The organism is Kiloniella laminariae, from assembly GCF_027214005.1.
In the GTDB taxonomy this organism is placed as follows: Bacteria; Pseudomonadota; Alphaproteobacteria; order Kiloniellales; family Kiloniellaceae; genus Kiloniella; species Kiloniella laminariae_A.
This window is the reverse complement of sequence record NZ_JAPWGY010000001.1, coordinates 775,920-800,309: the sequence shown is the minus strand read 5'-3', so window position 1 is coordinate 800,309 and position 24,390 is coordinate 775,920. Positions and strand designations below refer to the sequence as shown.

Genomic DNA, 24,390 nt, shown 5'->3' with positions numbered 1-24,390 from the left:
GCCAAAATTACAGGTCCGATAAATCCATTACCAGATCCATTACCAGGCCCATTACCAGACCCGGACTTACTGCAAGACCTGGACCCACTGCCAGACAAGGTCACGCCATGCCTTTCAACCGCCCCGTCAATCTTACCGATCTCTCCCCCCGCCTGCCTGAAATCTTCGCCGCCACCCCCGGCAAGGCCAATGTCATCCACCTGAATAACGCGGGGTCTTCGCTGATGCCGCAAAGCGTTCTGGATGCCCAGCTTGACCATCTCAAACTGGAAGCCATGATCGGCGGCTATGAGGCGGCGAGACAGAAAGCCGATGACATTGAGCGGGTCTATGACTCCCTCGCCCGGCTGATCAACTGTCAGCGCGATGAAATTGCCGTGGTCGAAAACGCCACCGTTGGCTGGGCCATGGCCTTTTACGCCATTCCTTTTCAGCCCGGCGACCGGATTTTGACCGCCGAGGCCGAATACGCCTCGAACTATCTCGCCTATCTGCAGATGGCCAGACAAAAGGGCGTCTCGGTCGAGGTGATCCCGAGCAACGAAGCAGGCGAATTGTGTCTGCACAGTCTGCGCAACATGATCGACAAAAGCGTCCGGCTGATTTCCATCACCCACGTGCCGACCAATTCAGGGCTGGTCAATCCAGTCGAGCAGATCGGCGAAATCGCCCGCGCCCATAACATTCTCTATCTGGTCGATGCCTGCCAGTCCGCCGGACAGATGCCGCTGGATGTAGAGAAAATCAACTGCGATCTGCTCTCGGCCACCGCGCGTAAATACCTGCGCGGCCCTCGGGGCATCGGGTTTCTTTATGTGCGTTCCGCTGTGCTCGACCAGCTGCACCCGCCGATGATCGACCTGTTTTCCGCCAGCTGGACCAGCCAGAACGAATATGTCCTGCGCCCCGATGCCCGCCGGTTCGAGAACTGGGAAAACAACTATGCTGCCAAGCTCGGTCTGGGGGCCTGTGTTGACTACGCCCTGGACATCGGCCTTGATGCCATTCAGGCCCGGATTGATGAACTGGCGGGGTATCTGCGGGCCAATCTGAAAGAAATCAACGGCATCCGGTTGCACAGCCGCTGCCCGCGTCAATGCGGCATTGTCTCCTTTGCCATCGAAGGCCGGGACAGCGGGGAAATGGTCCGGGAAATTGTCGACCGCGGCGTCAATGTCAGCAGTTCCTCGCCCAGCAGCACCCTGATCGATGCAACCCGAAACAACCTGCCGGTTCTGATCCGTGCTTCCGTTCACTACTACAACGACCTCAAGGAGATCAATCGCCTGCTCGAGATTGTCAGCGACCTCAGCGGTTAAGCAATTCACTCCCCCTGACAGACCCCCCGGGACAGAACCGCCCAGACAGAACCAGCCTGGCGCGCAAGCCGGGGGGAAAACCGGACAAAAGGGCTGCTAAAAATCAAGCAAGCTCCGGATGGCCCTCATACTGCTTGGCATCATCACAGATTTCGTACCACGAGGGTTTTTCGCTGACAAACTCATGGAACTGGTTCTTCAGGTCAAGATCTCCATCAAGGGCATTGGCCGCAATGGGAAAGCTGTCTTCTTCCGACAGGATCTCGCCGAGGGAGCTGCCGCAAATCTTGCAAAAACAACGCCCGTATTTATAGGGGGCTGTTGGCGCGAAAAGCTGTACAGACTCCCGTCCCTGAACCCACTTCAGGTCTTGTTTTTTGACAAAGGCAATCGTGCTCGCGCCCACCTTGCGACAGCGGGAACAATGACAGGTCCCGATCATTGACGGTGCGGCCAACAGTTCAAATTTCACTGCACCACAGCAACAGCTTCCACTTATCATTGCACAGTTCTCCCGGTCAGATATAGTTTTCAAGACAAGAACATTACGAGAACATCCTGAAAGAGGCAAGGTTAAAACTCGCCTTGATGAACCCAGAAGGTATTCCTGTCCGGATCCAACAGAACCCTCGAGGGCATGATCCGCGGCTTCCTTTTCACACCCGACAGGGCGGCTACTGTTATTCCCGGAAATTGTCGTCCTAGCCCTTGACGACAGAGACTGGCGGCAGGATCTGCGCCACCAGCAGCACCTTTGACGCAGCATGGAACTGCAGCTGAACAAGCGCCTTTGTTCCCTGATACCTGCCGTGGGCAAGATCGGGGTCCAGCAGATCCGCAAGCAGGCCGTCGGGGTTAACCCTGGCTGTGTCTGTCTCTTCTGTGCCACCCACTCCTGTATCCCTCTCACCTGTTCCCGCCTCATTCAGCGCAGCACGCAACGCAAGGGCAAGAACCGCCCCGGCCAGTAAAGAGGTATCTTGTGAAAGATCGTCTTCCGGATTTTGTCCACCCCCGGCCATCATAATCTTGAACTTGCTGGTCACCACGGCAGGTTGAGAGCTATCGCGCCGGGGATCGTCTCTGGCAAAGTTGTTCTGCTGCCGGATCTTGCCCGGTTTTTGTTCCACGCTGTGCTTCAGACTTTCCCCTGCCGGCCCGTTCAGTCCGGATAACCCGCGCAGGAAGCAAACCGGAGCCTGAACCCTGTCGGCGGCAATCGCTTCAGGGCCAACAAAGCGCCAGATCACCTGCAGGGCATAGACATCCCCCGCCTGCTCTGCGGCTTTCCTGTTTGCATCCTGCTGTTCCACGTTCTGCCGCTCCACTCCCGCCCCACTGTCGCAATTGCCACCGCTCGCTTCCGGTCATTCTTCTCGGGACCATCCCTCTCGACCAAGTTATACCCGGCTTTATCCCTGATGCCCAGCACCGTCAAGCCGACGGGGAAAGCGCAAGCTGAATCACCCGGATGTCGTTGTAACACCCGGTATGCGGCGATAATTGACTGGACAAAACGCCCGGATCGGGGATAGTTTATCCCTCACGTGAATGGCCCCCCCTCAAGGGTTGGATGCCCGGGGGTTAATAGGGAATACGGAGGGATCTGCCCATCAGGGGATCTTAAGCCGGAGCTGCGCCCGCAACTGTAAACGGGGAGCTGCAACAAAACACCACTGGCCCGCAGGGTTGGGAAGGTTGTTGCAGTTTTGATCCGAAAGCCAGGATACCTGCCATTTTTATTGTAAACAGACCCTGACCGACGGGCGTTAACGGTTTTTGGAGTTACACGATGACCACGATGATCAAGACACAGACAGCACAGACCACTCAGTCTCGCACTTCTGCGGTTTTTGCTGCAAGCTTTGCCATGTTTTTTGGCGTTTTCATGGTTTATGGCGTGGGCTTTGCCCAGCCTGCGGAAATTCACAATGCCGCCCATGACACTCGTCATTCCTATGCGTTCCCCTGCCACTAGGCACGAACGCTGAATTGCTGATGACCGAATGACCTGATCGCCGGAAGATTGGTTTTCTGATTTCCCGGCTGTCTGGTCATTCGGTTTATGCTGATTGCGCCCCTGATCCTGTCCAGTGCTCTTATCCGGTGAACTTCTCAGGTGATCCTGTCAGGGCACCCGGATACAATAAAGAGCACAGCGAGCCCGGAATTCTTCCGGCGGTCTGTATCAGGGTGCGGCAGAGATCCAGACGAGACTGAAAATGCTGAGAAGAATTATGACCACGGCGATTGCTGCCGGGGTAGCAGCAGGGTTGCTGCTGTCGGTGATCCATGAATTCACCACCACACCGATTATCCTTCACGCGGAAGAATATGAAAACGCGGCCCCCGATCACCATGCCGCCTTGCCGGACCCGATCTTGCGTGAGTTGATGGAAAATGCCCTGCACAAGGCGGCTTTCTTTCCCAAAAACCTGAACGACCCGTCCCGAAGCCTGTCCCGGAACCAGTCCGATACGCTTTATGACGACCGCAGTGGCCAGTTTCATCTGGTTGGCGGCACCCACGAAGGCGGACACGGCGAAGAGGAAGCCTGGGGTCCGGCTGACGGATGGGAACGCACCCTCTTCACCACCCTGGCCAACGTGCTGACCGGGGTTGGTTTCGCCGCCATTCTTGTGGCCTGTTTTGTCTTTTCCAATACCGAACTCAGTGGCCGTCGCGGCGTGATCTGGGGGCTGGCGGGCTTTGCCGCCTTTACCCTGGCTCCGGCCCTTGGGCTGCCCCCCGAAGTTCCCGGCAGCATGGCAGCCGAACTGGAAGGGCGTCAGCTCTGGTGGATCGGCGCTGTGGTTGCCACCGCCGCCGGTCTCTGGCTGATGGTGTTCAACGACAAACGCCTGCTGCATGTCGCCGGCTTGCTGCTGCTGCTGATCCCGCACCTGATCGGCGCACCACAGCCCGCAGAGCTGGGCGGCAATGCCCCGCCAGAACTGGCCGGACATTTCGCCGCCGCGTCCATCGTGGTCAGCGCCCTGTTCTGGGTTATCCTCGGCTGGACTTCCGGCACACTGTGGCAGCGCCTGGCAACCACCGAAGCATAAATCCAATAGCCAAGGGACGCGCACACTCTCTGCAGAAAACCCCGCTCAAGCTCCCCGCCTGGGCGGGGTTTTCTTTTTGATCCTCTCCGTCCTTCCTGTTTCTGTCAGAGATCTGACGGACAGATTGTCATCCGGGAATTATTCTTCTAATGGTAGAAGAGACAACAAAATCTCCGGATTTCAAGATACAGTTTAATAAAAACAGCTTCACTAACAGGGATTGAAGATGCTGGAGTGGCACTATAAAGGAGCAACGGGCGAGGTCGGTCCGGTTTCCCGACGACAGCTCTATAACCTGCTGCAACAGGGAGAGATTTCCAATGACAGCCTGGTCAGGGCCAGCAACGCCAAGGCCTGGCAATGGGTTGAACTGAGGTCCCTGCTGTTGACGCCAGAGGAATTCGGCTACCTCTCCGGCGGTAAAAACCCGCTTGATCCCGAACGCCCTGATACAGCACCCAAAGCCCGGGCATCATGGATCCCCCCGCAAGAAAAACCTTCTGCCCGGCCCGCTCCTGATCCCGCCGTTGAAACCACGGTCAGGAATCCGTCCCCGGACAGCCAAAACCGCAAGAAAAAAACTCCTCTGGAACCCATGCGGGTTATCGGGACCGAAGCCGACCGCGACGGCTGGAAAGACCTGAGACCCCATCCCTGGCGGCGTTATTTTGCCCGGATGCTTGATATCCTGATTAATGGCTATATTGGTTTCACACTTTTCGGCACCGTGTTTTTCTGGGTCAATGCCCCGGCTGCCACCAGCTTCTTTTCCTTCCTGAGTTTGCACAAAGGCGGCTTCCTGATTGATGGTTTCCTGACCGTATTCTTTTCCCTGTTCCTGAGCGCTCTCATGATCGGTGTGACAGGCGGCACCATCGGCAAGTGGATCTTTGGCATCCGCGTGCTGGACCGAAATTACAAAACCATAGGCATCATCACCGCCTTCCGGCGTGAATTGTTTCTCTGGCTCAATGGCCTGGCCCTGGGTATACCCCTGGTCATGTTTATTACCCAGGCGACCAGCTATTTCACACTGCAAAGTGCAAAACGCACCTCCTGGGACCAGGCCCTTGATCTGGTCCCGGTCCAGCGCCCGAATGACGCCCGGCAGATCTGCCTCAGCATTGCCGGAGTAATCCTCTGGCTGACCCTTATCCGCCTGATCGGAGGTTATCTTGGCTGACCCGACCTCACCCCCGCCGCATAAATCCCTGGGCTGGATTTACTGGACCGACAATCAGGAACAGGGACCGGTTTCACGCCAACAACTCGCCGTTTTGCTGAAAAACCGACAGATCAGCAGCAAGACCTTTGTCCGCCGTGAAGAAAGTGATCAATGGAGTTTTTTGCAGGATCTTGATCTGGGACCACTTCCCGACGATCCCGACGACTTTGGCACAAACGGCGTTATCACACACGCGCCCTCTGCAGTCTCCCCGGCAGCCCCCGCTTTTCCTGACAGAGCCTCTTTCCCTGATACCAGCCCTGATCGCACCAGTGCTTCATCAGCTCACCCCAGCCCCTCGGCATTCTCTCCAGACCGCGACCCTGCCCAGGGAACCACAGCGGCGGCTCCGGCGCTGAAACAACGTCTGTCTGGTGCAATTAAAAGCTGGCGACGCGTGGAAGGTTGGAATGATGGCGCCCCACACCCCTGGCGACGGTTTTTTGCCCGCCAGCTGGATAACAGCCTCTATCTCGGCCTTTTGCTCTGGCTGGCCAAGAGCCCGCTCCTGCAGCTTGCCCAGCTCTTGCTCACCACCCTCGAAAGCGGCCTTGAACCCGGGACCTTACTGGTTCTGCTCATTGCAGGCGGGCTGATTATTCTGCTCAGCTACCCCTTTATCCACCTTCTGCTGGCCTGCGCCAATGCACTGGTTGTTGGCCTGAGTGGCTGTTCTGTCGGCAAGTGGTTCTTTGGCATCCGGGTGCTGAACCGCGAGGGAAAACCGCTGGGGCTGAGGTCCGCCCTGCAGCGGGAACTTTCGCTCTGGCGGCACGGCCTTTGTTTCGGCCTGCCGATTGCCGATATGATCTTTATGGTCCATGCCTGCTTTGATCTGGGGAATGATGGCATCACCACATGGGACAGGAAGACCAGCAGCGTCATCGCCCAGCGCGAAGACCTGACCCTGCAGATGATCCTCGGCCTGCTCGGTCTGGCCTTTATCTATGGCAGCTATCGTTAGTGCCACTGCCCTGTAACAACCTCATCAGTAGCACGAAAATTTTTGTCATACACATGGGATGATATCAAAGCATAGCCTAGTATTTCAGATGTCATTTCTGAACTCCTCTTGTTGCTGCCTGTTGAAACAAAGGATGTTCAACGGCGGGGTATACTGAAAAAGCAGCAACTTCGATCAAAAAGATTTCTTTTGTTTCCGGATCATACAGATAAAGGCTTGGGTGTAATTTTCGGTCAGGGAGATAACCTGACTTAGGGGAAATAACGGTATCACCGTACAGGAATGTTATCTCCATGGATGGAATAGCATTATCCAGCAAATTGGGGTTATCCGTAACTCTCTTTCCATTAATTCTCCATGGGCCTTGCCTATGCATAACAAATCGGTCCCATAGACCACTTCTCTTAACCCTTAGGGCTTGCCCTTCAGGGAAGAGGTGCTCAATACGGTTTTCTGGATTTGATGTTATCCCATGTCCAGTCTTTGGAAATCCACCAGCAAGATCTGAATAAAGCACTCCATCTGCACGGTACCCATATGTTATTCCATAGCCTTCGGGACCTTGTTGTGCAAATAAACCAGATAGCAGGTGCCGTGGTTGCTGCCCCCCAAGCTCTGGTCGTCGCTCAACCATTTGGGGATGGGTGTAACTATCGAGTTCTGCATCAACAATGGCATTATAGCCACGCCATTGCTTCTCTTTTAAAACTAAAGCGTAGTAGGCGTTAAATCCAACTTCTCTATAAGATTTCCAATCACCATCTGTATAAATGTTACCACTGAACCACTGAAAATCGTCCGGTTCCGTCATCTCTTTTTCGGCCATGCCATCATCGACCAGTTCGACGTGAAATTTCAGATCCGTTACTCTGGCCGTATCGGATTTGAATGAATCTCGGTCAATGTAGAGTTCGAGCGTTTCCATTGTCGAAGTATCAGGCGTCCAGCCAATGCGGGGAACGTAGTCAGGATGGAGCTGCTTTGCCCTTATCTTTGTTTCACCACGATCATCCTGATATTCTTCACGATCACACTCATAGGGTGTCCACATCATGACGGCAGCCCCATCGGGCAGATAACTGCCAAAGGCACGGGGATAACTGACGTATTGGCTAGAAACCCTCTTAAACAGTCTGGAAAGATCGTTTCCTCCCATAGGAACCGTTTTGCACGTAATTATGCGTTCCATATGCACAGCATGACCATCAACCTTCATATCCACCGTGACACGGGAATAGAACGTAGGTGCATGATAAGGACGTTGCGACCAGGTCAGGTAAAGGAAGAAAATTACAGGGATCGAAACGATAATGCCGATAAGATAGAGGAAAAACTTCAAAAATATTCCCATCATGGTCACCCGCTCTTTATATTACTTTCATATTGATTTCTCAGTTTTTCATTCAATAGGCATAAGGATTGGAGACAAAGCGTTGGTCAAAAACTTCCCCAGATAAAGTGGGGGGACACTACAGAAACAGGACAACCATGAAAAGAATTAATGGCACCTCAATCCCTTTAAAAACACCTCCTCTGTTAAAATGATATTTCTGCTCATGATCCAGTAATATATTTGCCGCATACTGTTTCGACAGGCTGGATTACTGACCTCTTCTTTCCAGAAGGCAAGAGAGGCAGAGATTTGGGAGAGACCAAATGCGCAACAGGACAAAAACATCTGACAAAACCCTGGCTTTGTTTCTGCTCTTTGCCCTGTTTCCTGTCGCTCTTTCTGCCTGCGCCCAATTTGATCCCGGAAATCCGTCACTCATAACCGAGGTTGATTTCAACCCTGATGCCCCGGTCCTGACATTTCCGATCCGCCCCCGCCCCGGCAGCGAGATCTATCAGGACCCCCGCTGGGGCCTCAAGATCATCGAGATCCGGGCAGACGGGCAGAAGATCGAAGGGGTGCGGCAGCTGGTATTCTTTGATGAAATGAACAGCGGCCCTCGCGAAGCAGGCGGAGAGATTTACATTTACAAGCTGCGTTATGGCAAGATGCTGTTCGGCGATCTTTCGGCTGATGTCGAACTGCCCTTTATCCGCTATACCGCCCCGGTTGATGTCAATCTGCTGGAAATCAGCTACAGTTTTGTCTATTATAACGGCGAGATGGCTGGGGAAAAATATTTGCTGCGCGCCCGGCAGATCCTGGAATAAGAGACGCTCAACAGTGCAATTTATCCTTTTGAAAACCACCGGGTAAAGCCATGCAAAAACTTCTGTTTATCTGTAGCAAAAACAAATGGCGCAGCCCGACCGCAGAAACCCTGCTGCGCAAGTATCCGCAATTTTCCGTCCGCTCAGCCGGGACGGCAAGCGGTGCCCGGCGGTGCCTCAGTGGAGACGATATTCTCTGGGCCGACATGATCTTTGTCATGGAACAAAAACACAAAAAACGGCTGCTGACCGATTTTCGCGACTTCCTCGAAGACACCCCGCTGCATGTGCTTGATATCCCGGACCACTATCAGTACATGGACCCGGAACTGGTTGAGATCCTCGAACAGTCGTTTGAAGGCTATCTCGAGATCTGATGGGCCACGCGGCCTCATAAAGGGGCAAGGAAACAGAACGGCCAGGTACTGCGGAGTTTTCTTCTAGGGTTTGAGGACGAAAGCCTGCGCCCGTTCTTCCTCACCAAGCGGTTCAAAAATGGTCTCGCAGAATTCAAACACCTCGCGGCTGACCTCGAACTGATAGGTCTCGCTCTCGCCCCTGTTGCGGTCCTGCACCCTTTGCCACCGGGTCTCTTTGTCGACATCAAGATAGTGGACCTGGGGTATATGGTCGTTTTGGCGCAGGAAATTGGCAACCCGCTGGCGCTGGCTTCGGGCGAAGAAACCGATGTCCAGGATCACACTCATCCCCTTTTCCAGCAACCCGAGTGTCTCGATCAGCTGTTGGACCTCGATCCGTTGAGTGCGTTCCAGCGCCCATTCATAGGACGCCGGGTCGGGCATATCCATCAGGAAAAGATTTTTCATCCAGACATCGACGGCAAAGATATGGGCCTTTTCCTGTTGCGCCAGCTTGGCTGCATAGGTGCTTTTCCCCGCCCCGGTATTGCCAACAATCAGAAAAACCTGCGCCATGAACCCCTTACCCCAAAAGTTTCAAACGAAAACCTTCGGGATATTCTTTAGCGTAAATTTTCGAGTGAATCAAATGGCTTGGGTAAATATGACCACTGTAAAACCGGACGGCAGCACCTTCTCTCCTGCCGCCAGAACAGAGGTTACATCACACGGCTGTAAAGCACCGCTTTCTCCTGTGCAGAGGAACCCGGCAACATCTCCTCGACAATGCCGATACCAGGGTGAGAACTGCTCTGCTCAATCTTTGTCTGCTTTTTTTTCAGCACCTCCAATGCCTGGCGCCATCTCTCGACCACGACTTCAGCTGTCATCCTGGAAAAAGCAAGATAGATATCAAACTCACCAATCACAGCTATCTGGGTGATTTCCCCGGCCGAAATATGTTTTTGCTCAATCATATAATCGACATAGGCATCCGACATCTGCATCAGGTCATGGCGACGGTTCAACAAGAGCGAAAAACTTTCCCCGATATCCTGGATCGGGCTCAGGTTCACGAACCCGAGCTTTGTAAGGATTTCGTACCCCGCCCCCTTGAACTGAACGGAAATGGTTCCCGCCTGTTTGGCCAGTTCGATATTTTCCGCATTGCTGCCTTTATAGCGCTCTGCATTGCTGCTGGCGCTGTAGAGAGCCAGACGAATAGTTTGCAAAGGGCCGACCCACTGAAACAGATCTTCCCGTTCGGGGGTTCGAACCATCGAGAATATTGCACGGTCAGGCTTTTCCTGCGCCATTTTAAAGGCCCTGGGCCAGGCCATAACTGAAATTTCCGGTTCCTCACCGACTTCTGCCGCCAGTTCGTTGATGGTAGAGCTGGCAATTCCCTTGAGCTCACCATTTTCAAGATAATTGTAGGGTGGAAAATTTTCAGTATAAAATTCCAGCACCGAACCCTCGGTCGAACCCTGAGCCGAATTGGGGGCCGAATTCTGGCCCAGACACTGCGCCGAAAAACCGACGATAGACAGGAACAGGATACACGCCCTGCGAAGCCAGAAAATATTTACCATCAGGATCTCCAAAACGAGTTCCCCTCAGGATGAGTCTAGCACATTCTCTCATTGAAAATGGTAAATTCTGTCACTCTCATGATGTTCTTCACGCAATAAAAAACAATCTTTTGCTTTAAAAACAAGGACTACACAACCTATGGCTTGTTTTTAGTCGCCAAGCTGGTGATAGAGCTATGAAAAAATAGTCAGTACTGAACCATTAACCGGAAACATAAACCACAGGCTGTAATGACCGAGGTAAAAAAATATCGAAAAATCTGGCTGAGATACAATAACAGATCGCCTGATAGGCCTTTGAAACCGGATTTCCTTATTTTCCGGAAAGCTGAAAGCCCAAACCGGAACAATTACCCAGAAAAATTACCCACAAGGCTACTGGGAATAATACTGGGACGTCAGAGTTTCTTTTCCATTGTCAGATCAGTGACCTGATAGCCAAGCCAGCGATAAAGCTGTTCTGCCGCCTTGTTAAAAGCAAAAACATGCAGCCCCAGTGTCTTGATTCCCAGCTTGCGCACTTCCCCCTCCAGTGCCGCCATGGTCGCGCGGCCATAGCCCTTGCGTCTTTCGCGCTCGACAATCACAATGTCATAGATAAAGGCCCGGCGCAGCCCGTAGTCCTCCTGCACGGCAAACCAGACAGAGCCAACCACCTGATCCTGCCCATTCAGCACCTGAAAGATATGATTGTCCGGTGTTGCGAGGCCCTGTGGCAAGCTGCGCGCGAATGAGTCGGTGGAAAGCTTCAGGGCATCTTCAGCACTATAGCCATGGCTCTTGCGCTTGTCCGCAGCATATCCCTTGATCCCCTGCGCCTTCCAGTCGGCAAAGGCACGCTCTGGCAAACGCTCCAGCCTGACTTGCGGCATCTTGCGCAGCTCACTGCCGGCGATTTTGTTCATTCTTTCCTCTCCCTCTTCCTCTGGCCTTATCATCTGGCCCTTATTATCTGGCCTTTATCCATCAGAGCAGAAGACACCTTTATACCAGAATACCAGACCAGCTGCTGCGCAAAGCGATTGACCTGCCCCGGTGAATCCCTGAAGATAAACACGAATATGGTGTCATCTAACCGATTTTTGAACGCCAGGGTAGCGACATCTTACCACAAACGGCACCAGATCATAAACAGAGGGCGAAGATCGTGGGGGACCATGGGTGAAAACAAATCGGCACTAACGCCGGAACAGGCCGACCTTGCGTCAAAAAATCCCGATTTGAACCACTCTGTTCGTTCTGGCCCCACCTCACCCCTTGGCCAAATTCCCCTTGACCAAATTCTGGCAGACCGGGGACTGATCGACGGGCTTTATGCCGCAGGTATCCTCAGCCGGGAGGCCCGGGATGCCGCGCTGCAACTGCTGATCCCGCATCGCAGCTGGGCTTTGTGGATCTCCCGGCTGCTGCTGGTGCTGGCCACGGCGCTGATCCTCGCGGGCATTGTGTTTTTTTCTGCCTTTAACTGGAACAAAACCCCGCCGCTGGTAAAGTTTGGCCTGATCGAAGCCGCTCTTCTTGCCTCGGTGATCGCTGCCCTGCTGTTTAAAGCCAGACAGCTTCCGGGACAGCTCGCCTTGCTGGCCGCTTCGGTGCTGATCGGGGTTTTTCTGGCGGTCTTCGGCCAGATCTATCAGACCGGGGCCGATGTCTGGCAGCTCTTTGCCGCCTGGGCCCTGCTGGCTTTCGGCTGGACCCTTTTGTCCAATTTTGCTGCCCAGTGGGTCGTCTGGCTGGTGATCGTCAACATCGCGATTGGTTTCTGGTGGGATCAGGCAGCCCGGCCTGAGCGCGATATGGTCAGCTTTATCAGCGGGCTGGTCATCCTGGTCACCGGAAGCGCCCTTGTCCTGCGCGAATGCCTTTACAGTAAAAACGGTTTCGAGTGGTTGCAGCCCCGCTGGACCCGCTGGGTTCTGCTGGTCCCGCTGCTGGCCCTGATGATGTATCCTCTGGTGTTTCTGTTCTTTGCAACCCATTACGCCGACAAGGGTATCCTGTACAGCGCACTCCTCGGGCTGGCCGGATATATCGGTTGCTACAGGTATTACGGCAAACGCCTGAAAGTAACCCGGGCGGGCCGGGAGCAGACAATCAGACGCGATATTCCGGCCTTGGCTGCCGTAATTTTTTCCCTCGCCGTCGTGATTGAATTTATCACCGTCTTTTTTGTGGAAAAACTGCCCCTTCCCGGTGCGATCTCCGTTCTTTTCATCGCGGTTTTCAGCTTCGCCCTCTTCTGCGGCTTTATATATTATCTGCGCCGGATGCTGAGCGCACAGGAGGCTGGACATGGCTGATACTTCCCAAGCGAAAAGCGCAAGGTCCGGTCAAATAACCCCCGGTCAAACACCGGACCTCCCAAAAGACCGGCTTTCAGTCGCCAGTCTGTTCACACAGTTGCAACAGCAAAAACTGCTCGGGCCCGCCCCCCGGCTTGAGAGTTTTGTCCGGCAGCGACAGACCGCCCCGGAACTGCCGTTTTATATCAAGCTGCTTGCCGCGGTCGGAACAGCCATTGCTTCATTTTTCTTTTTCGCTTTCATCAGCATTATCGAGATCATTGACTTCGACAGTCCCGCACAGCTGGCAGGCTCTGGCATTCTGCTCGTCGCTGCTGCCTTTGCGCTGCTGCCCCTCTCCCGGTCAGCAGCAGGTCAAGCCCCAGATCAAACCCGGGGTCAAACCCGGGGTCAAACCCAGAGCATCAGACATACTTTTTGCCTGCAGAGCTCTTTTACCCTGCTGGCTGTCGGACAGAGCTTTCTGCTGTTCTGCATCTTCAGCTGGGCCGATGAAAACCTCTGGGTGGTGAATTTTTTTGCCCTGCTGATGGTTGGTGTAACCTGTTTCTTTTATCCCCAATCCCTCTATCGCTATCTCGCCCCGCTTGCCGTGCTGATCGGGTTTCACGGCAATATTCTCCAGAACCTGTCTCCCGACAGCTATCTGGCCTGGGTCTACAACGGCTTTCTGTTGCTCAATCTGCTGGCGGCAGCTTTCCTGCTTGGCTACAGCAAGACCAGCGCCGCGCTGATGCCGCTATCCCAGGCGCTGGTTGCCTCGCTCTGTCTCGGCGTTGTGCTGATCGCCCTGCCGGATTTCGACCCTCCATCCGATGAAGCCACGCTGATCATCTCCCGTTTTCTCACCCTGCTTCTCGGCCTTGCGCTTCTGACCCTGATCTGCTGGGCCGCGGGAGGGGTAAAGGCCCTGCACCATCGGGCGATCCAGTTTGCCCTGTTCGGCGCGCTGCTGCTCACAACCCTTACTTCGCCCGGCCTCTTGCTTTCGCTCTGCCTGCTGATTCTGGGATATGCCGCCCACCTGCGCCTTTTCTCTCTCATGGGCGCAGTGTTTTTGCCGTTTTTTATCTGGATCTATTACTACAATCTCGATCTTACCCTGCTGGAAAAATCTGTTGTTCTGATCGGCAGCGGTCTGATCCTGCTCGCAGGATATTTCTACCTGCGTTTCAAAGGCTGGCACCAGCTTGATTTAACCCGGCCTGATCCGGACCAGACTGTTCCCGCCCCGTCAACGCCCTCCGGGAGAGAATAACCATGCGCAGAAAGCTTGCCCTGATCGCCCTCGCCCTCGTGGTTTTTCTGGCCCTTAACTTTGCGATTTACCAGAAGGAACAGATTAAAAAACACGGACAGACGGTATATCTGGAACTGGCTCCGGTTGATCCACGGTCGCTGATGCAGGGCGACTTCATGCGCCTGAGCTATACGCTCGAACGCGACGCTTTGCAGCTCCCCCTTCGCCCTTCAGACCCCCGCGGCTATCTGGTCATCCGCCCCGATGAAACCAACGTCGCCCGGGTTGTCCGCTTTGATGACGGCACCGCACTGGCCAAAGGAGAACTGCGCCTGAAATACAGCAGAAACCCCCGCGGTATCAAACTGGTCCCCGACAGCTTCTTTTTCCAGGAAGGCGAAGCGGAAAAATATGAAACTGCAAAATACGGTGTCTTCAAATTCGACGACAGCGGCACCCCGCTGCTGGTTGGGCTGGTGGAGGATTTGTAAGTGTGGAAAAATATGAATTGACTTCTTCACAATAAATATCATATGATACACATATAAATCTCATATGAGGTGAAATTATGAACATCCCCGGACTACAGGAAGTCGCACAGCCTTTTGCCCACACCGCCGCTGTGACCCCGACGTCTGATGATGCCCGGGTTACCGCTATCGTCAAGGCGGTGGTGCGCACCGCCGTGGCCTGGGAACTGACCAACCGCGATGCCGCCAGTCTGTTTGATGTGCCAATTGCCACCTGGAACCGGATGAAGGCCGGAAGCTATCACGGGCGGCTGGATCAGGATAAAATGACCCGCGCCAGCCTGATCCTTGGTATCTACAAGGGCCTGCGCCTGTTATTTGACGGGCCGCTGACCTATGGCTGGGTTACCCGCCAGAACGCCGGATCAGGTTTTCACGGCCAAAAACCGCTGGAGGTTATGATCAACGGCGGTATTCCGGCCATGATGGCGGTGCGCCAACACATCGACGCCCTGCGCGGTGGGCTTTGACGGGGCGGGATTTGACGGGGCGGACATTGGAAAGCCGGGATCTGGAAAATAGAACGACCGATCCGGCCAGTCTGCCGCGGGTCAACTTCACAGAACCCGATACCTGTCGCCTGATCTCCACCGCCTATCTGAACGAACCCGCTTTACAGCCGCTTGCCGACAGCCCCGATGATCTGGCCATCCTTGAAGAGCTGGAGATGATGACCTCGCCCCGGCACCAGTCGCTGGTCGCCCTGCCTGCCGGATTGTCGCCCGATGAACTGATCGCCGAAAACGCGCGTTATGGCTGGAGCTATATCAACGCCGCCTTTTGTTACACCCACGCAAGAGGCAACCGCTTTAACGGGCCAGAACGCGGCGCCTGGTATGCCACCTTTGGCAAATCAGCAGTAAAAACCGCCCAATCAGAAGTTGCCTTTCATCTGTCAAACGAACTGAAAAACACCAACAGCCTGATCAACACAACCCGCTACCGCGAACTGCTGGCCGGCTTTTCCACCGATCTGCATGATCTGTCGAAACAGCATGATCAGGATTACCTCGCCCCCGACCCCGCCCGGGCCTATCCCGCCGGGCAGAGCCTGGCCCGCAACCTGTTCCGGGCAGAGGCCAATGGCGTGATCTACCCCTCGGTCCGCCACAAAGGCGGCAGGTGTATCGCCATCTTTCGCCCGCATCTGATCCAGAACATCCGTCCGGGCCAGAGCTGGGAGTTTTGCTGGAGCGGCAGTCTTGAGCCAGAGATCAGGCCGCTTGAGGCCTAGCACCTTGGCGCAAATTTCGCTTTGATCCCCATTTCCTGCCCGATATGATCCCTGATATGATTAGCGGATCACGATCTGGAAACGCTTTCAAATTCCTGGCACCCTGAAAAAACGATATAACAGCCCCTCCCCCGGAAACAGGTAAACCAATGACCGTAAAGCGTATTGTCTCCAACATCGCAACATCGGCGCAGGCTCCCGACCCCGCAGCGGCAAAGACTTTTTATGGCGAGATCCTCGGGCTGGATCGGTTGATGGATCACGGCTGGATTGTCACCTATGGATCAGACCAGACCATGGCCGTCCAGATCAGCATCGCCAGCGAGGGCGGCTCCGGCACACCCGTGCCGGATCTTTCGATCGAGGTCGAGGATGTGGATCTTGTCTGCAGTCAGATGAAAGCTGCGGGTTTCCCGATAGAATACGGCCCGGTGAACGAGCCCTGGGGCGTGCGCCGGTTTTATGTCCGTGATCCCTTTGGCAAACTGGTCAATATCCTCAGCCATAGCTGATCGGGGGCGCCCCGGCAAAACCCGCACAGGGCGCTTTGCCCTCCGGATATCAGCCCAATAAAAACTTCAGCCGGTCATCAGCTTTTGCCGGGGTGATTTCAATGATTTCTGCCGTGACAACGTTTTCCGCAACAAAGGGGTCGGCATTCACGCGGCTTTGCAGGTCTGACAGGCTGGTATTATGTGCCACAATCCCGCCACCCGCTTTCAGCTGAAGGCTGCCGACGACCAGAAAAACACCCTCGTCGAAACCGCGTTTGATCCATTCATTATGGCCTTGCATAAACGCGCTGGCCTGCGCCTTGTTGTCAGAAAACCTAAGCAGAACAATAAACATCCGTCATTTCTCCTGTTCTTTTTTTGAAAGCTGTTGTTGCCCTTGCTCTTTCGGGCAGTGACCTGCGATTTCGGCCAGCCAGTCACTGATCTGTCTGACTTCTTGCCTGATAAAGGCCTCGTCATTGAACGCATTTGCAAGTGTGGCAACCCCCTGGCTATGGGCAAGCACATGCATGGCCAGGACATCGGCATCCCTGTCCCGACCCAACAATGAAAACTGCCTGCCAAGCCAGCTGCGAAACAGGGTAAAAAGCTGGTTCGCCTGTTCCTGGGCACCATGGTTGAGCTTGGCCAGTTCTGTGCTCAGGGTTCCGATCGGGCAACCATAGAGTTGTATCTTGTCCTTGTTGACAAGCAGGATGTTGATGAAACTCTGGATACGGTCAACCGGTGTATCGCCGTCGATTTCCCACTGCCCCAGCATCATCCGTCGATCAGCCAGACGTTTGTTGATCACCGCCTCGAGAATCTCGTCTTTGGTTTTGAAGTGGTAATAAAAATTTCCGCGTGAAATCTGCACCGCCCCGGCAATATGTGAAAAGGATGTATGTTCAAAGCCCTGCTGATAGAACAGCCGATCGGCGGCTTCGATGATATGATCACGTGTCGTCTGGTCTTTCACGAAAAACCTCCTGTCCCAGAGGATTACACCCCAAAATATTTCACCAGAAAATTGCCGGCGATTGCCCTGCACCAACAGATGTAGGATGACCGTCCTAATTTGTCAAGCGTCGATCAATTCCGGAACAAGGGCTTTAGTTCAGTGGGGCCCGGTTCTTGGTTCTTGGTTCTTGGTTCTTGGTTCTGGGCTCGGGGTTCAGGGTTCAGGTCACGCCCACGCTTACCTTTGCTTATTAATCTGGCCGATGTCCTTCGTCCCCCAAGCTATGCGGGTTGGCAAAACCCGCATAGCAGGCTTGACCATGTCAGCCCCAAGAACATCAAACCGATATGTCCTTGAGACATATTGACCTGAAACAATCTGGCCAAAACAATTTGGTCTAAAACATTTTGGCCTGAAGCAATTTAGACTGAGATAATCTGGCCTTTAATAATCTGGCTTGGGGCGATCTGAAACCGGGGTTTGAATGAGACATCAAATCGCGAACAGAGATCATGAAAACAACTACTATTAATTGTACAAAGCAGAAAAATTTTCACCGAATTCAACAAAAACACCTGAATATTTGGAAATAATGCCATTAAAGCCTTTGACAACGTAAGGTTGATGTAGAAACCCGAACCATTGTGCTGTACCATTGCCGCAGAACAGAATGAAAATAATTGAAGGATCACAAACGAAGCCTCAATGGCAATACCTGGTTCTGCTGGATAATGAAAATAGTTGCAAAAAGCGATGAGGGTCTGTTTTCTATGAAAAAATCCCTGGCGACTATCCTGCCCTGGAAAGCACCATGCCTTTTCCCGGCATCTCGTTTTTCAGGAATGACCCGGCTTCTGACAGCAGCAGTTTTTTTTGTCCCTTTATTTTCCCTTTCCCAGGTTCAGGCAAATGAACCCCTTGTCCTGCGCACCTCTGCCCAGATTGGCGGGGCGCCTAAATTTATGGGGAGAAACAACGAACACAGCCCAACCGGATTTTGTCCTGACCTGCTCGAAGCAATTGAAACAGCAGATCCGGGGTTAAAATTCAAGGGTCAGGATCAGTGGCGTACCCTTTCACGCATTGTTTATGAAACCAGCACAGGCAAACTGGACCTTGCCTGCGGGCTCCAGGCCAGCGATGACCGCCGCCACTCTCTCCATGTAATCGACTTTCCGGTCTGGACAGTCGATTATCACCTGCTTTCCCGGCAGGACGACACAGCCGCGCCACAAAATTGGGCCGATGTTCAGGCCCTTTCCCCGGACAACGTCGTTCTGGTCAATGCCGGCAGCAGCGTGATCAAGAAGCTGGAAGATCTTGGCATCCGGGTCGACAGCAGCGGACAATCGCTTCAGCAGAATATAGACAAGCTCTGGAACCGTCGGGCCAGATTTTATTATGTCCGCCGCCCCGGCCTGAAACAGACGGGGGCGAACAACCTGGGCAATCTGCGTATCCACAGCTCGGCCCTGGGCAGTGAAACCTTCTATATGATGGTCTCGCCCCACCTGCCAGACGAGGTGGTACAGCGGATATCGATATCCTTGCAAAAGCTTGAACAAAACGGAGTTCTGCAGGGGCTCCGTGATTTATGGGGTGAAGAAGAACTGCTGTTCTAGCCCCGGATATCCTGCGTCTTTACCCACAAACGAATAAAACAGAGCGTTACGACCGCGGCATCATCTCGGTGCGATATTTTTCATAAATGCCAAGCTCTCGCAAAGTCTGCAGCCCCCGGTTTAACGCAGCGAGGATCTCATCAGCCCGTTCCGGGGCGATCTGGCGCGAGATCGCAACAGCTATCGGGGTTTCCATCACGGCTCTGGGGTGATGGGTGATTTTTGATGCATCCCGCTTTTTCAGGGTCGACTGGATCATGTAATAGCCCACATCCAGCTCAAGCGGGAAGGCGTCAATACGCCCACGCAACAGTTTGACAAGATTGGCCTTGTCATTGTTGGACTCATCAATCTTCAGACCCTCGTCTTGCCGCAGCTGGTCAAAATCCCGGCCATAGGTATAGCCAGCTGTAACCCCAAGACGATAGTCGGCCAGATCCTCGACCTTGTTCCAGTCAAACGACTTGTCCCGAAGGTGAAAAAACACCTTCTCTACATTGACGATTTCTGAAGAAAAATAGAAATCGGTCTGTCGCTCCTCTGTCGGGGCCCAGCCAATCGTGCCTTCCCAATGGCCTTTTTTGGCCAGCTCATAAGAGCGTTTCCAGGGGAAAAAACCATAGACAACGCTATAACCTTCCAGCGTCAGAGCCTCTGTTACAATACGCGAAAAAAAGCCGTAGTGGTCCAGATGGCGAGAGCTGTAAGGCGGCCACTCCCCGTTGGTGAGATACACTGTTTTCGGGTCACTACGCTGGGGCACCTCTGGCGCCTCTGCCTCGGTGCTCTGGGCAGCCGCCCCGGAAATCCACAGCCCGACACTCCCCGGCCCCACACCCGGCCCGATCCCCAGCCAGAAAACCACCAGCCCCAACAAATAGCGCATATCACCCTCCGTCAGATACAGATCCGGTTACGCAGCTTGTCGTCTTCGCCTGTTTGTTTCCTCACCACCCATACATTTGCAGCAGGTGATCCGCACGAAAGCTTCCGCGAAAGGATATCATATTTCAGGAAGAAAAACCTTTGTTTTGTTTACCATTCAGGAACCCGGATTTGCACAGGGCATCGGGATTAAGAACGGCAACAGACACAAGAGTTTGTATTCGTCATCCTATATAGGATGACAACAGCCGGGCAAAGTGGCCGTCCTTTTTCATGGAGATCAGCCGTTGATCAAAAGCCGTAATGATTTTCTGGCATCCAGGAAAGTCTTTCCGCAAACCAAAATGGTGAACCGCCTTCTCTGCCGTTTTCAAATACCTGAAGGCAAGCTGGTCGTGAAAGCCCAAAGCCCTGATACGAAATCTTGCCTGAAGCTCTCCTGTAATAAAAACATCAGCCTTGCCATCGTCCAGAACCTTCAGGGCATTACTCGAAGTTGTCGCAAATTCAAGGTTCATACCTGTGAGATTGGCCTCTGCCCAACCATTTCCCAAATAACTGATATGTTTAAGTTCCTTTACTTCCTCGAGGGTAAGATCCGATGCAACATCCCGGTCAAGGTCCCCCCCTTTCTTAAAAACAACTACCCGCCGGTTTTCGATGATCTCTTCTTTGCAAAAATTCAGATACCCGCGTCTTGTCGGAGTACTGTTTGTGCACAGGGCATCTGCCTGCCGCTTTTTCACCAACAGTTGCGCCCTCTTCCAGGGAAGACCACTATGCAAGACATCCAGCCCCAGACCCTTTCCGAGGATTTCATCGAACAGATCCACATAGAAGCCCCGCATCACCTTGTCATGGTCAAGATAGCTCAAAGGAATAAAATCAGGAGCATACACGATATGTACAGAAGGTACCGCCCAGGATCTGCCCGGCAGGAGCATTCCCCCTGCCGCCAATAATGAACCTGTCAACAATCGACGACGTGTGATTGCCTCCCTCAAAGTCCCGACACTATTCTTGCGGCATATTGAACCCATTCTTCACCCTAACCACCCCGGTCAAGAAAGCTTAGAGCCAATAAATTAATGTTGGGTTACTCATTGGTCAGCAGGAACTGACCTGCCACACTGACATTTTTTTCTGGTTACCCGCGCCCCATGGCCCCAGATTATCCGGGCCTGGCCAGATCCAGGGTTGTGCCAGAATAGGCCGTGGCCTGCATGGAGGGTCGCATGGAAACGGTATCCAGCCAAGCGGACAGGCCGGGATTGTCTGCCCTGAAATCCCGCAACCCGACATAGTCCAGCCAGCTCAGGGCCGTCGCCAACGCCATCTGCCCCAGCCCGAAGTCAGCAGGGTCAAGCACGATCTTCTGCCCGACATAGGCGCAAGCCTCTTTGACCTTTAACAACTGCCCTTCCAGAAAAGGTTGATAGCGCTTGTCTTCCGGACGTCGTGCCAGTTCCCATCGCGCCAGAATTCCGGCATCGGCAATGCCTGTCGCCAGCGCCTCCAGCTCCCTTGTCGCCCAGTACTCCTTGCTGTCATCGGCGAGACATTTAACCCCGTCATGCTTTTGATCCAGATATTTTTGCCCCAGATAATCACAGATAACCGACGAGTCAAAAATCACTTCGTCCTCATCAACAAGGACCGGCACCTTGCCCAGCGGGTTCAGGGTAAAAACCTCGTCATTGCGTGCCGTCGGACTGGTTTCCATATGGACAACGGTCATCCGGGACACAAGTCCGGTTTCATGGGCCATAACCAGAACTTTTCGGGCATAGGGGGAATGGGTCTGATAGAGCAATTTCATCGCAAGGTTCCAGATAGATTTGACAGGGGTAAATTTGACAGGACAGTTTTCAGCCTCTTCACACAAGGCAGCTTAAACTGTCGACTTTTCCCGCTCGCCAACAGATCCATTGCCATAAAAGCTCTGGAGCCATTAGGCTTTAAGCACAGCCGTTGACCCTCAGCGCCCGTTATGCTTTTTTCATAAATCTGAACGCCCACCTAAAGAAATCCCAGAAAATCCCAGAAAATCACAGAACGTCACAGAAAGTTACAGGCACCCCATGTCGATCATCCCCGCCGGACAGAACATTTTTGTCATTGATCTTGAATATCTGGTCCCGCTGGAGCAGGTCGAACCCCTGATCGAAGCGCATCGGACCTTTCTGGACAAATACTACGCCAGCAAACGCTTTCTCGCCTCCGGTGCCAAGGTGCCACGCAGTGGTGGCGTTATTCTGGCGGTGGCAGAAAGCCGGGCAGAAGTTGAACAGCTGATCACCGAAGATCCCTTTCACGCCAACAAGATCGCCCGCTACAGCATCACCGAGTTCCAGCCGCGCATGACCGCCGAGGGCTTGCGCTAATCCTTTCATCCGGTGTTGCTTACCTGATCTCCACCACTTCACTGATCCAGGGTTCATAACGCTGGCCCCAGTTGACGGTGATCCGGTGGCTCGGGATACAGTCTTCGCCCTGTACCGGGATGCTGCTGAGGGTCGCGCGCATCTCGTCACCGACCTGGACCAGATGGTTCTGCGCCACCCAGCGATCGACACCGACATAGGCGGGCAGAACCGCGCTGTGACCATCCGTGCCATAATCGGCCAAGAGCTCTTCTGCCTTGTGCGACACGGCAACCGCCAGAAGCTGCTGGGCGCTGCTGTTCCAGCGCCGATCATTTTCACTCAAACTGTTGTAATGTTTTACCCAGGCTTCTCCGCCCCGGCTGACTGCCACATAACCCTGATAAAAACGGCCCAGTCGTTCCGCGTTATCCTGACCGATTTCCAGCCCGTCTATGGAAAGATAGAGATTGCCAATAAAGGGCTGGGGCCGTCCGCTGCCACTGGCATCGTTGGTGAAGTCAACAAAGTCGCACTGGGTAAAGCTGATTTCCCCGGTCGGAATCCCGCTGCGGTTCCAGATCACCCCGGCCCAGACCCCTGTATTGGCAAGGGCCAGCACAACCAGTGCCATGACCAGTCCGGATTTCCCGGGTTTTTGTTGCCGGTGAGGCTCCTGGCGGACTTCTGCCTGCTCCGCTTCGCTCTTCATGACAGCTCTCCCTTATTTGCCTCTTCCAAAACAACTTGCTGCTGTCCACGCAGGCGGCTGCGCAGACTGTTTAGAAAAACAATCATGCCCAGGGCGATGATGCCGAGGATCAGGAAGAAAACATATTCCGGCCAGTCATCCCAGAACCAGATCGCGTATTTGATCAGGGCATAAAGCAAGAGATATCCGGCAGAGAGATAGCTGCCGAGCTGCCAGCGCTGGCGCAGGGACAGCCAGATGCCCAAGCCCGCAGCAGCAAAAGCCAGCAGGGAATAGATATATTCCAGCGTCCAGTCAGCCAGAGGCAAAAGGCTCTGCTCCGCATCCAGGCCGAGCCACTGAAAGCTGGTATAGATCCCCGCCAGCCCGACAAAGGCATAGACCTCGCGGTTGTGGCGGATCGCCCCGGTGATTTTCGGCAGATACCTTGAGGACAGCCCGGCCAGCAGCGGCAGGATCAGGATCACCACAGAGGCCAGCAGATACAGCTCGGGCAGCTGTCGCCGCGGCCAGAGATAGCCCGCCATCCCTGTCAGGGTGCCTGCGACAAAGATAATCAGACAGCCAAGACCGAGCCCCAAAACCACGCGCAGGTCATACCGACTGGCTAGAACCAGTGCAAAAGCCCCCCAGGCGAGAAAGGCATTGGCTGAAGCCGAGATATTATAGATTTCTCCCAGAATACTGAGGTTCGCGCCAAAACAGGCCAGCGCAACCAACGCCGCCAGTCCGGTATAGTGGCGCGTGGCAAAGCGCCGCTCGACCAGTTCGCTCAGCCCCAGGGCAACAAGAGGCGCAGCTGTAGCCAGACCGATCTGCAGGTTTATGGAAAAGACATCCCAGTAGTGTTCAAAAAACAGGAATATGGCAAAGGAAAAAGCCAGCGCACCAAAAGAGGACGCAAGCCGCATCCCCCAGGAAAGCTGCTGCTGCGAGCTGCTGAGATCGGTGTCAAACCGCCGGGAAAAATCCGCCAGCAACCCGTCGTGATAGCCCGAAACCCTTTTGCCTTCCGCAGCGGAAAACTTTGCCAGCCCCTGTTGTTCCAGTATTGCCAGCTCGGCACGAAAGGCCAGGATCTGTTGGCTCCGCTCCGCTGCCGTACGCCTGTCCATATCCGCCCCCATCCCTGTTAAGTCAAAAACCCTAGGGAGAAAGTGGATTTTTCGCAACAGAAAAGGGTTACCGTCTCAAAAGGAGACTACACGATTAACGTGTATTTTACCTTGTTTTGAGACAAAAAGATTATGTGTTCTTCATTACAGATACCGCGTATATTTTCATAAATACCAATCATATAAAAAAATTTATTCCAAAATGACAACACGCAGGGCGTGTTATCAGCATGAGACGAACTGG

General features: G+C 53.9%; 28 protein-coding genes and 1 riboswitch. Of the genes, 15 read left to right on the top strand and 13 right to left on the bottom strand.

The window, feature by feature from the left end:
- Positions 1–107 precede the first annotated feature (107 nt).
- On the top strand, positions 108–1,319 hold the full coding sequence (locus O4H49_RS03740; protein WP_269422077.1) for an aminotransferase class V-fold PLP-dependent enzyme: 1,212 nt from the start codon (positions 108–110) through the stop codon (positions 1,317–1,319).
- Between the two features lie 103 nt (positions 1,320–1,422).
- Here the strand turns inward: O4H49_RS03740 and O4H49_RS03735 are convergent, their stop codons facing one another.
- Positions 1,423–1,821, bottom strand: coding sequence for a GFA family protein (locus tag O4H49_RS03735; RefSeq protein ID WP_269422076.1), 399 nt, complete (start codon positions 1,819–1,821; stop codon positions 1,423–1,425).
- Positions 1,822–2,020: 199 nt separating this feature from the next.
- A complete protein-coding gene (locus O4H49_RS03730) occupies positions 2,021–2,632 on the bottom strand; it encodes a hypothetical protein (protein ID WP_269422075.1) in 612 nt (203 codons plus the stop codon).
- Between the two features lie 222 nt (positions 2,633–2,854).
- Positions 2,855–3,072: riboswitch (cobalamin riboswitch) on the top strand.
- Between the two features lie 39 nt (positions 3,073–3,111).
- Here O4H49_RS03730 and O4H49_RS03725 point away from each other — a divergent pair.
- From O4H49_RS03725 to O4H49_RS03710, 4 genes are all read left to right on the top strand, one after another.
- A complete protein-coding gene (locus O4H49_RS03725) occupies positions 3,112–3,297 on the top strand; it encodes a CbtB domain-containing protein (protein ID WP_269422074.1) in 186 nt (61 codons plus the stop codon).
- A 244-nt stretch (positions 3,298–3,541) separates the two neighbouring features.
- Positions 3,542–4,384 (top strand): CbtA family protein, encoded by an 843-nt coding sequence (locus tag O4H49_RS03720; RefSeq protein ID WP_269422073.1) that lies wholly within the window; start codon positions 3,542–3,544, stop codon positions 4,382–4,384.
- A 226-nt stretch (positions 4,385–4,610) separates the two neighbouring features.
- Complete coding sequence (locus tag O4H49_RS03715; RefSeq protein ID WP_269422072.1) at positions 4,611–5,567, top strand: RDD family protein; 957 nt, start codon at positions 4,611–4,613, stop codon at positions 5,565–5,567.
- Complete coding sequence (locus tag O4H49_RS03710) at positions 5,560–6,573, top strand: RDD family protein (RefSeq protein WP_269422071.1); 1,014 nt, start codon at positions 5,560–5,562, stop codon at positions 6,571–6,573. The genes O4H49_RS03715 and O4H49_RS03710 overlap by 8 nt, the downstream gene beginning before the upstream one ends.
- A 91-nt stretch (positions 6,574–6,664) precedes the next feature.
- Here the strand turns inward: O4H49_RS03710 and O4H49_RS03705 are convergent, their stop codons facing one another.
- Entirely contained in the window at positions 6,665–7,927 is a 1,263-nt protein-coding gene (locus tag O4H49_RS03705) for a hypothetical protein (protein ID WP_269422070.1), read from the bottom strand.
- Positions 7,928–8,229: 302 nt separating this feature from the next.
- Here O4H49_RS03705 and O4H49_RS03700 point away from each other — a divergent pair, with 302 nt between their 5' ends.
- Together O4H49_RS03700 and O4H49_RS03695 are read left to right on the top strand one after the other, a co-directional pair.
- Positions 8,230–8,736: a hypothetical protein gene (locus O4H49_RS03700; RefSeq protein WP_269422069.1), complete on the top strand. Its 507-nt coding sequence runs from the start codon at positions 8,230–8,232 to the stop codon at positions 8,734–8,736.
- 50 nt (positions 8,737–8,786) lie between these two features.
- Complete coding sequence (locus O4H49_RS03695) at positions 8,787–9,113, top strand: low molecular weight protein tyrosine phosphatase family protein (RefSeq protein WP_269422068.1); 327 nt, start codon at positions 8,787–8,789, stop codon at positions 9,111–9,113.
- 63 nt (positions 9,114–9,176) lie between these two features.
- Here the strand turns inward: O4H49_RS03695 and O4H49_RS03690 are convergent, their stop codons facing one another.
- The 3 genes from O4H49_RS03690 to O4H49_RS03680 all read right to left on the bottom strand — a co-directional run bounded on the left by O4H49_RS03690 (position 9,177) and on the right by O4H49_RS03680 (position 11,592).
- Positions 9,177–9,671: an AAA family ATPase gene (locus tag O4H49_RS03690; protein ID WP_269422067.1), complete on the bottom strand. Its 495-nt coding sequence runs from the start codon at positions 9,669–9,671 to the stop codon at positions 9,177–9,179.
- Positions 9,672–9,814: 143 nt separating this feature from the next.
- Positions 9,815–10,687, bottom strand: coding sequence for a substrate-binding periplasmic protein (locus tag O4H49_RS03685; RefSeq protein WP_269422066.1), 873 nt, complete (start codon positions 10,685–10,687; stop codon positions 9,815–9,817).
- A gap of 398 nt (positions 10,688–11,085) precedes the next feature.
- On the bottom strand, positions 11,086–11,592 hold the full coding sequence (locus O4H49_RS03680; protein ID WP_269422065.1) for a GNAT family N-acetyltransferase: 507 nt from the start codon (positions 11,590–11,592) through the stop codon (positions 11,086–11,088).
- Positions 11,593–11,844: 252 nt separating this feature from the next.
- Here O4H49_RS03680 and O4H49_RS03675 point away from each other — a divergent pair, with 252 nt between their 5' ends.
- From O4H49_RS03675 to O4H49_RS03650, 6 genes are all read left to right on the top strand, one after another.
- Positions 11,845–12,987 carry a DUF2157 domain-containing protein gene (locus O4H49_RS03675; RefSeq protein ID WP_269422064.1) on the top strand — a complete coding sequence of 381 codons (1,143 nt, stop codon included), beginning with the start codon at positions 11,845–11,847 and terminating at the stop codon, positions 12,985–12,987.
- Complete coding sequence (locus tag O4H49_RS03670; protein ID WP_269422063.1) at positions 12,980–14,248, top strand: DUF4401 domain-containing protein; 1,269 nt, start codon at positions 12,980–12,982, stop codon at positions 14,246–14,248. Before O4H49_RS03675 ends, O4H49_RS03670 begins: the two co-directional genes overlap by 8 nt.
- Positions 14,249–14,250: 2 nt before the next feature.
- The gene (locus O4H49_RS03665) at positions 14,251–14,721 is read left to right on the top strand and encodes a GDYXXLXY domain-containing protein (protein WP_269422062.1); all 471 of its coding nucleotides are present in this window, start codon (positions 14,251–14,253) and stop codon (positions 14,719–14,721) included.
- Positions 14,722–14,798: 77 nt separating this feature from the next.
- Entirely contained in the window at positions 14,799–15,230 is a 432-nt protein-coding gene (locus O4H49_RS03660; protein ID WP_269422061.1) for an antitoxin Xre/MbcA/ParS toxin-binding domain-containing protein, read from the top strand.
- A gap of 11 nt (positions 15,231–15,241) precedes the next feature.
- Complete coding sequence (locus O4H49_RS03655) at positions 15,242–15,994, top strand: RES family NAD+ phosphorylase (RefSeq protein ID WP_269422060.1); 753 nt, start codon at positions 15,242–15,244, stop codon at positions 15,992–15,994.
- 149 nt (positions 15,995–16,143) lie between these two features.
- Complete coding sequence (locus tag O4H49_RS03650) at positions 16,144–16,506, top strand: VOC family protein (protein ID WP_269422059.1); 363 nt, start codon at positions 16,144–16,146, stop codon at positions 16,504–16,506.
- A 49-nt stretch (positions 16,507–16,555) separates the two neighbouring features.
- On the opposite strand, the gene O4H49_RS03645 is transcribed toward O4H49_RS03650, so the two are convergent.
- Together O4H49_RS03645 and O4H49_RS03640 are read right to left on the bottom strand one after the other, a co-directional pair.
- Positions 16,556–16,843 carry a YciI family protein gene (locus O4H49_RS03645; RefSeq protein WP_269422058.1) on the bottom strand — a complete coding sequence of 96 codons (288 nt, stop codon included), beginning with the start codon at positions 16,841–16,843 and terminating at the stop codon, positions 16,556–16,558.
- Between the two features lie 3 nt (positions 16,844–16,846).
- Positions 16,847–17,467 carry a TetR/AcrR family transcriptional regulator gene (locus O4H49_RS03640; protein ID WP_269422057.1) on the bottom strand — a complete coding sequence of 207 codons (621 nt, stop codon included), beginning with the start codon at positions 17,465–17,467 and terminating at the stop codon, positions 16,847–16,849.
- 752 nt (positions 17,468–18,219) lie between these two features.
- Between O4H49_RS03640 and O4H49_RS03635 the strand changes: the two genes are divergently transcribed.
- On the top strand, positions 18,220–19,071 hold the full coding sequence (locus tag O4H49_RS03635; protein WP_269422056.1) for a substrate-binding periplasmic protein: 852 nt from the start codon (positions 18,220–18,222) through the stop codon (positions 19,069–19,071).
- A 46-nt stretch (positions 19,072–19,117) separates the two neighbouring features.
- On the opposite strand, the gene O4H49_RS03630 is transcribed toward O4H49_RS03635, so the two are convergent.
- The 3 genes from O4H49_RS03630 to O4H49_RS03620 form a co-directional block, all read right to left on the bottom strand.
- Positions 19,118–19,957: a substrate-binding periplasmic protein gene (locus O4H49_RS03630; RefSeq protein ID WP_269422055.1), complete on the bottom strand. Its 840-nt coding sequence runs from the start codon at positions 19,955–19,957 to the stop codon at positions 19,118–19,120.
- A gap of 223 nt (positions 19,958–20,180) precedes the next feature.
- On the bottom strand, positions 20,181–20,996 hold the full coding sequence (locus O4H49_RS03625) for a substrate-binding periplasmic protein (RefSeq protein ID WP_269422054.1): 816 nt from the start codon (positions 20,994–20,996) through the stop codon (positions 20,181–20,183).
- A gap of 131 nt (positions 20,997–21,127) precedes the next feature.
- Positions 21,128–21,775, bottom strand: coding sequence for a glutathione S-transferase family protein (locus O4H49_RS03620; protein WP_269422053.1), 648 nt, complete (start codon positions 21,773–21,775; stop codon positions 21,128–21,130).
- A 262-nt stretch (positions 21,776–22,037) separates the two neighbouring features.
- On the opposite strand from O4H49_RS03620, the gene O4H49_RS03615 reads away from it, so the two are divergent.
- Positions 22,038–22,340: a YciI family protein gene (locus tag O4H49_RS03615; protein ID WP_269422052.1), complete on the top strand. Its 303-nt coding sequence runs from the start codon at positions 22,038–22,040 to the stop codon at positions 22,338–22,340.
- 19 nt (positions 22,341–22,359) lie between these two features.
- On the opposite strand, the gene O4H49_RS03610 is transcribed toward O4H49_RS03615, so the two are convergent.
- Complete coding sequence (locus O4H49_RS03610) at positions 22,360–23,031, bottom strand: hypothetical protein (RefSeq protein ID WP_269422051.1); 672 nt, start codon at positions 23,029–23,031, stop codon at positions 22,360–22,362.
- On the bottom strand, positions 23,028–24,146 hold the full coding sequence (locus tag O4H49_RS03605) for a DUF2157 domain-containing protein (RefSeq protein ID WP_269422050.1): 1,119 nt from the start codon (positions 24,144–24,146) through the stop codon (positions 23,028–23,030). Before O4H49_RS03605 ends, O4H49_RS03610 begins: the two co-directional genes overlap by 4 nt.
- Between the last annotated feature and the right edge of the window lie 244 nt (positions 24,147–24,390).

What these genes read in the sequence shown, in the direction of transcription:
- O4H49_RS03740 (WP_269422077.1), top strand. Translation starts at nt 108, where the DNA reads ATGCCTTTCAACCGCCCCGTCAATCTTACCGATCTCTCCCCCCGCCTG.
- O4H49_RS03735 (WP_269422076.1), bottom strand. Translation starts at nt 1,821, where the DNA reads ATGATAAGTGGAAGCTGTTGCTGTGGTGCAGTGAAATTTGAACTGTTG.
- O4H49_RS03725 (WP_269422074.1), top strand. Translation starts at nt 3,112, where the DNA reads ATGACCACGATGATCAAGACACAGACAGCACAGACCACTCAGTCTCGC.
- O4H49_RS03720 (WP_269422073.1), top strand. Translation starts at nt 3,542, where the DNA reads ATGCTGAGAAGAATTATGACCACGGCGATTGCTGCCGGGGTAGCAGCA.
- O4H49_RS03715 (WP_269422072.1), top strand. Translation starts at nt 4,611, where the DNA reads ATGCTGGAGTGGCACTATAAAGGAGCAACGGGCGAGGTCGGTCCGGTT.
- O4H49_RS03705 (WP_269422070.1), bottom strand. Translation starts at nt 7,927, where the DNA reads ATGATGGGAATATTTTTGAAGTTTTTCCTCTATCTTATCGGCATTATC.
- O4H49_RS03700 (WP_269422069.1), top strand. Translation starts at nt 8,230, where the DNA reads ATGCGCAACAGGACAAAAACATCTGACAAAACCCTGGCTTTGTTTCTG.
- O4H49_RS03695 (WP_269422068.1), top strand. Translation starts at nt 8,787, where the DNA reads ATGCAAAAACTTCTGTTTATCTGTAGCAAAAACAAATGGCGCAGCCCG.
- O4H49_RS03690 (WP_269422067.1), bottom strand. Translation starts at nt 9,671, where the DNA reads ATGGCGCAGGTTTTTCTGATTGTTGGCAATACCGGGGCGGGGAAAAGC.
- O4H49_RS03685 (WP_269422066.1), bottom strand. Translation starts at nt 10,687, where the DNA reads ATGGTAAATATTTTCTGGCTTCGCAGGGCGTGTATCCTGTTCCTGTCT.
- O4H49_RS03680 (WP_269422065.1), bottom strand. Translation starts at nt 11,592, where the DNA reads ATGAACAAAATCGCCGGCAGTGAGCTGCGCAAGATGCCGCAAGTCAGG.
- O4H49_RS03675 (WP_269422064.1), top strand. Translation starts at nt 11,845, where the DNA reads ATGGGTGAAAACAAATCGGCACTAACGCCGGAACAGGCCGACCTTGCG.
- O4H49_RS03670 (WP_269422063.1), top strand. Translation starts at nt 12,980, where the DNA reads ATGGCTGATACTTCCCAAGCGAAAAGCGCAAGGTCCGGTCAAATAACC.
- O4H49_RS03665 (WP_269422062.1), top strand. Translation starts at nt 14,251, where the DNA reads ATGCGCAGAAAGCTTGCCCTGATCGCCCTCGCCCTCGTGGTTTTTCTG.
- O4H49_RS03660 (WP_269422061.1), top strand. Translation starts at nt 14,799, where the DNA reads ATGAACATCCCCGGACTACAGGAAGTCGCACAGCCTTTTGCCCACACC.
- O4H49_RS03650 (WP_269422059.1), top strand. Translation starts at nt 16,144, where the DNA reads ATGACCGTAAAGCGTATTGTCTCCAACATCGCAACATCGGCGCAGGCT.
- O4H49_RS03645 (WP_269422058.1), bottom strand. Translation starts at nt 16,843, where the DNA reads ATGTTTATTGTTCTGCTTAGGTTTTCTGACAACAAGGCGCAGGCCAGC.
- O4H49_RS03635 (WP_269422056.1), top strand. Translation starts at nt 18,220, where the DNA reads ATGAAAAAATCCCTGGCGACTATCCTGCCCTGGAAAGCACCATGCCTT.
- O4H49_RS03630 (WP_269422055.1), bottom strand. Translation starts at nt 19,957, where the DNA reads ATGCGCTATTTGTTGGGGCTGGTGGTTTTCTGGCTGGGGATCGGGCCG.
- O4H49_RS03625 (WP_269422054.1), bottom strand. Translation starts at nt 20,996, where the DNA reads ATGGGTTCAATATGCCGCAAGAATAGTGTCGGGACTTTGAGGGAGGCA.
- O4H49_RS03620 (WP_269422053.1), bottom strand. Translation starts at nt 21,775, where the DNA reads ATGAAATTGCTCTATCAGACCCATTCCCCCTATGCCCGAAAAGTTCTG.
- O4H49_RS03615 (WP_269422052.1), top strand. Translation starts at nt 22,038, where the DNA reads ATGTCGATCATCCCCGCCGGACAGAACATTTTTGTCATTGATCTTGAA.
- O4H49_RS03610 (WP_269422051.1), bottom strand. Translation starts at nt 23,031, where the DNA reads ATGAAGAGCGAAGCGGAGCAGGCAGAAGTCCGCCAGGAGCCTCACCGG.
- O4H49_RS03605 (WP_269422050.1), bottom strand. Translation starts at nt 24,146, where the DNA reads ATGGACAGGCGTACGGCAGCGGAGCGGAGCCAACAGATCCTGGCCTTT.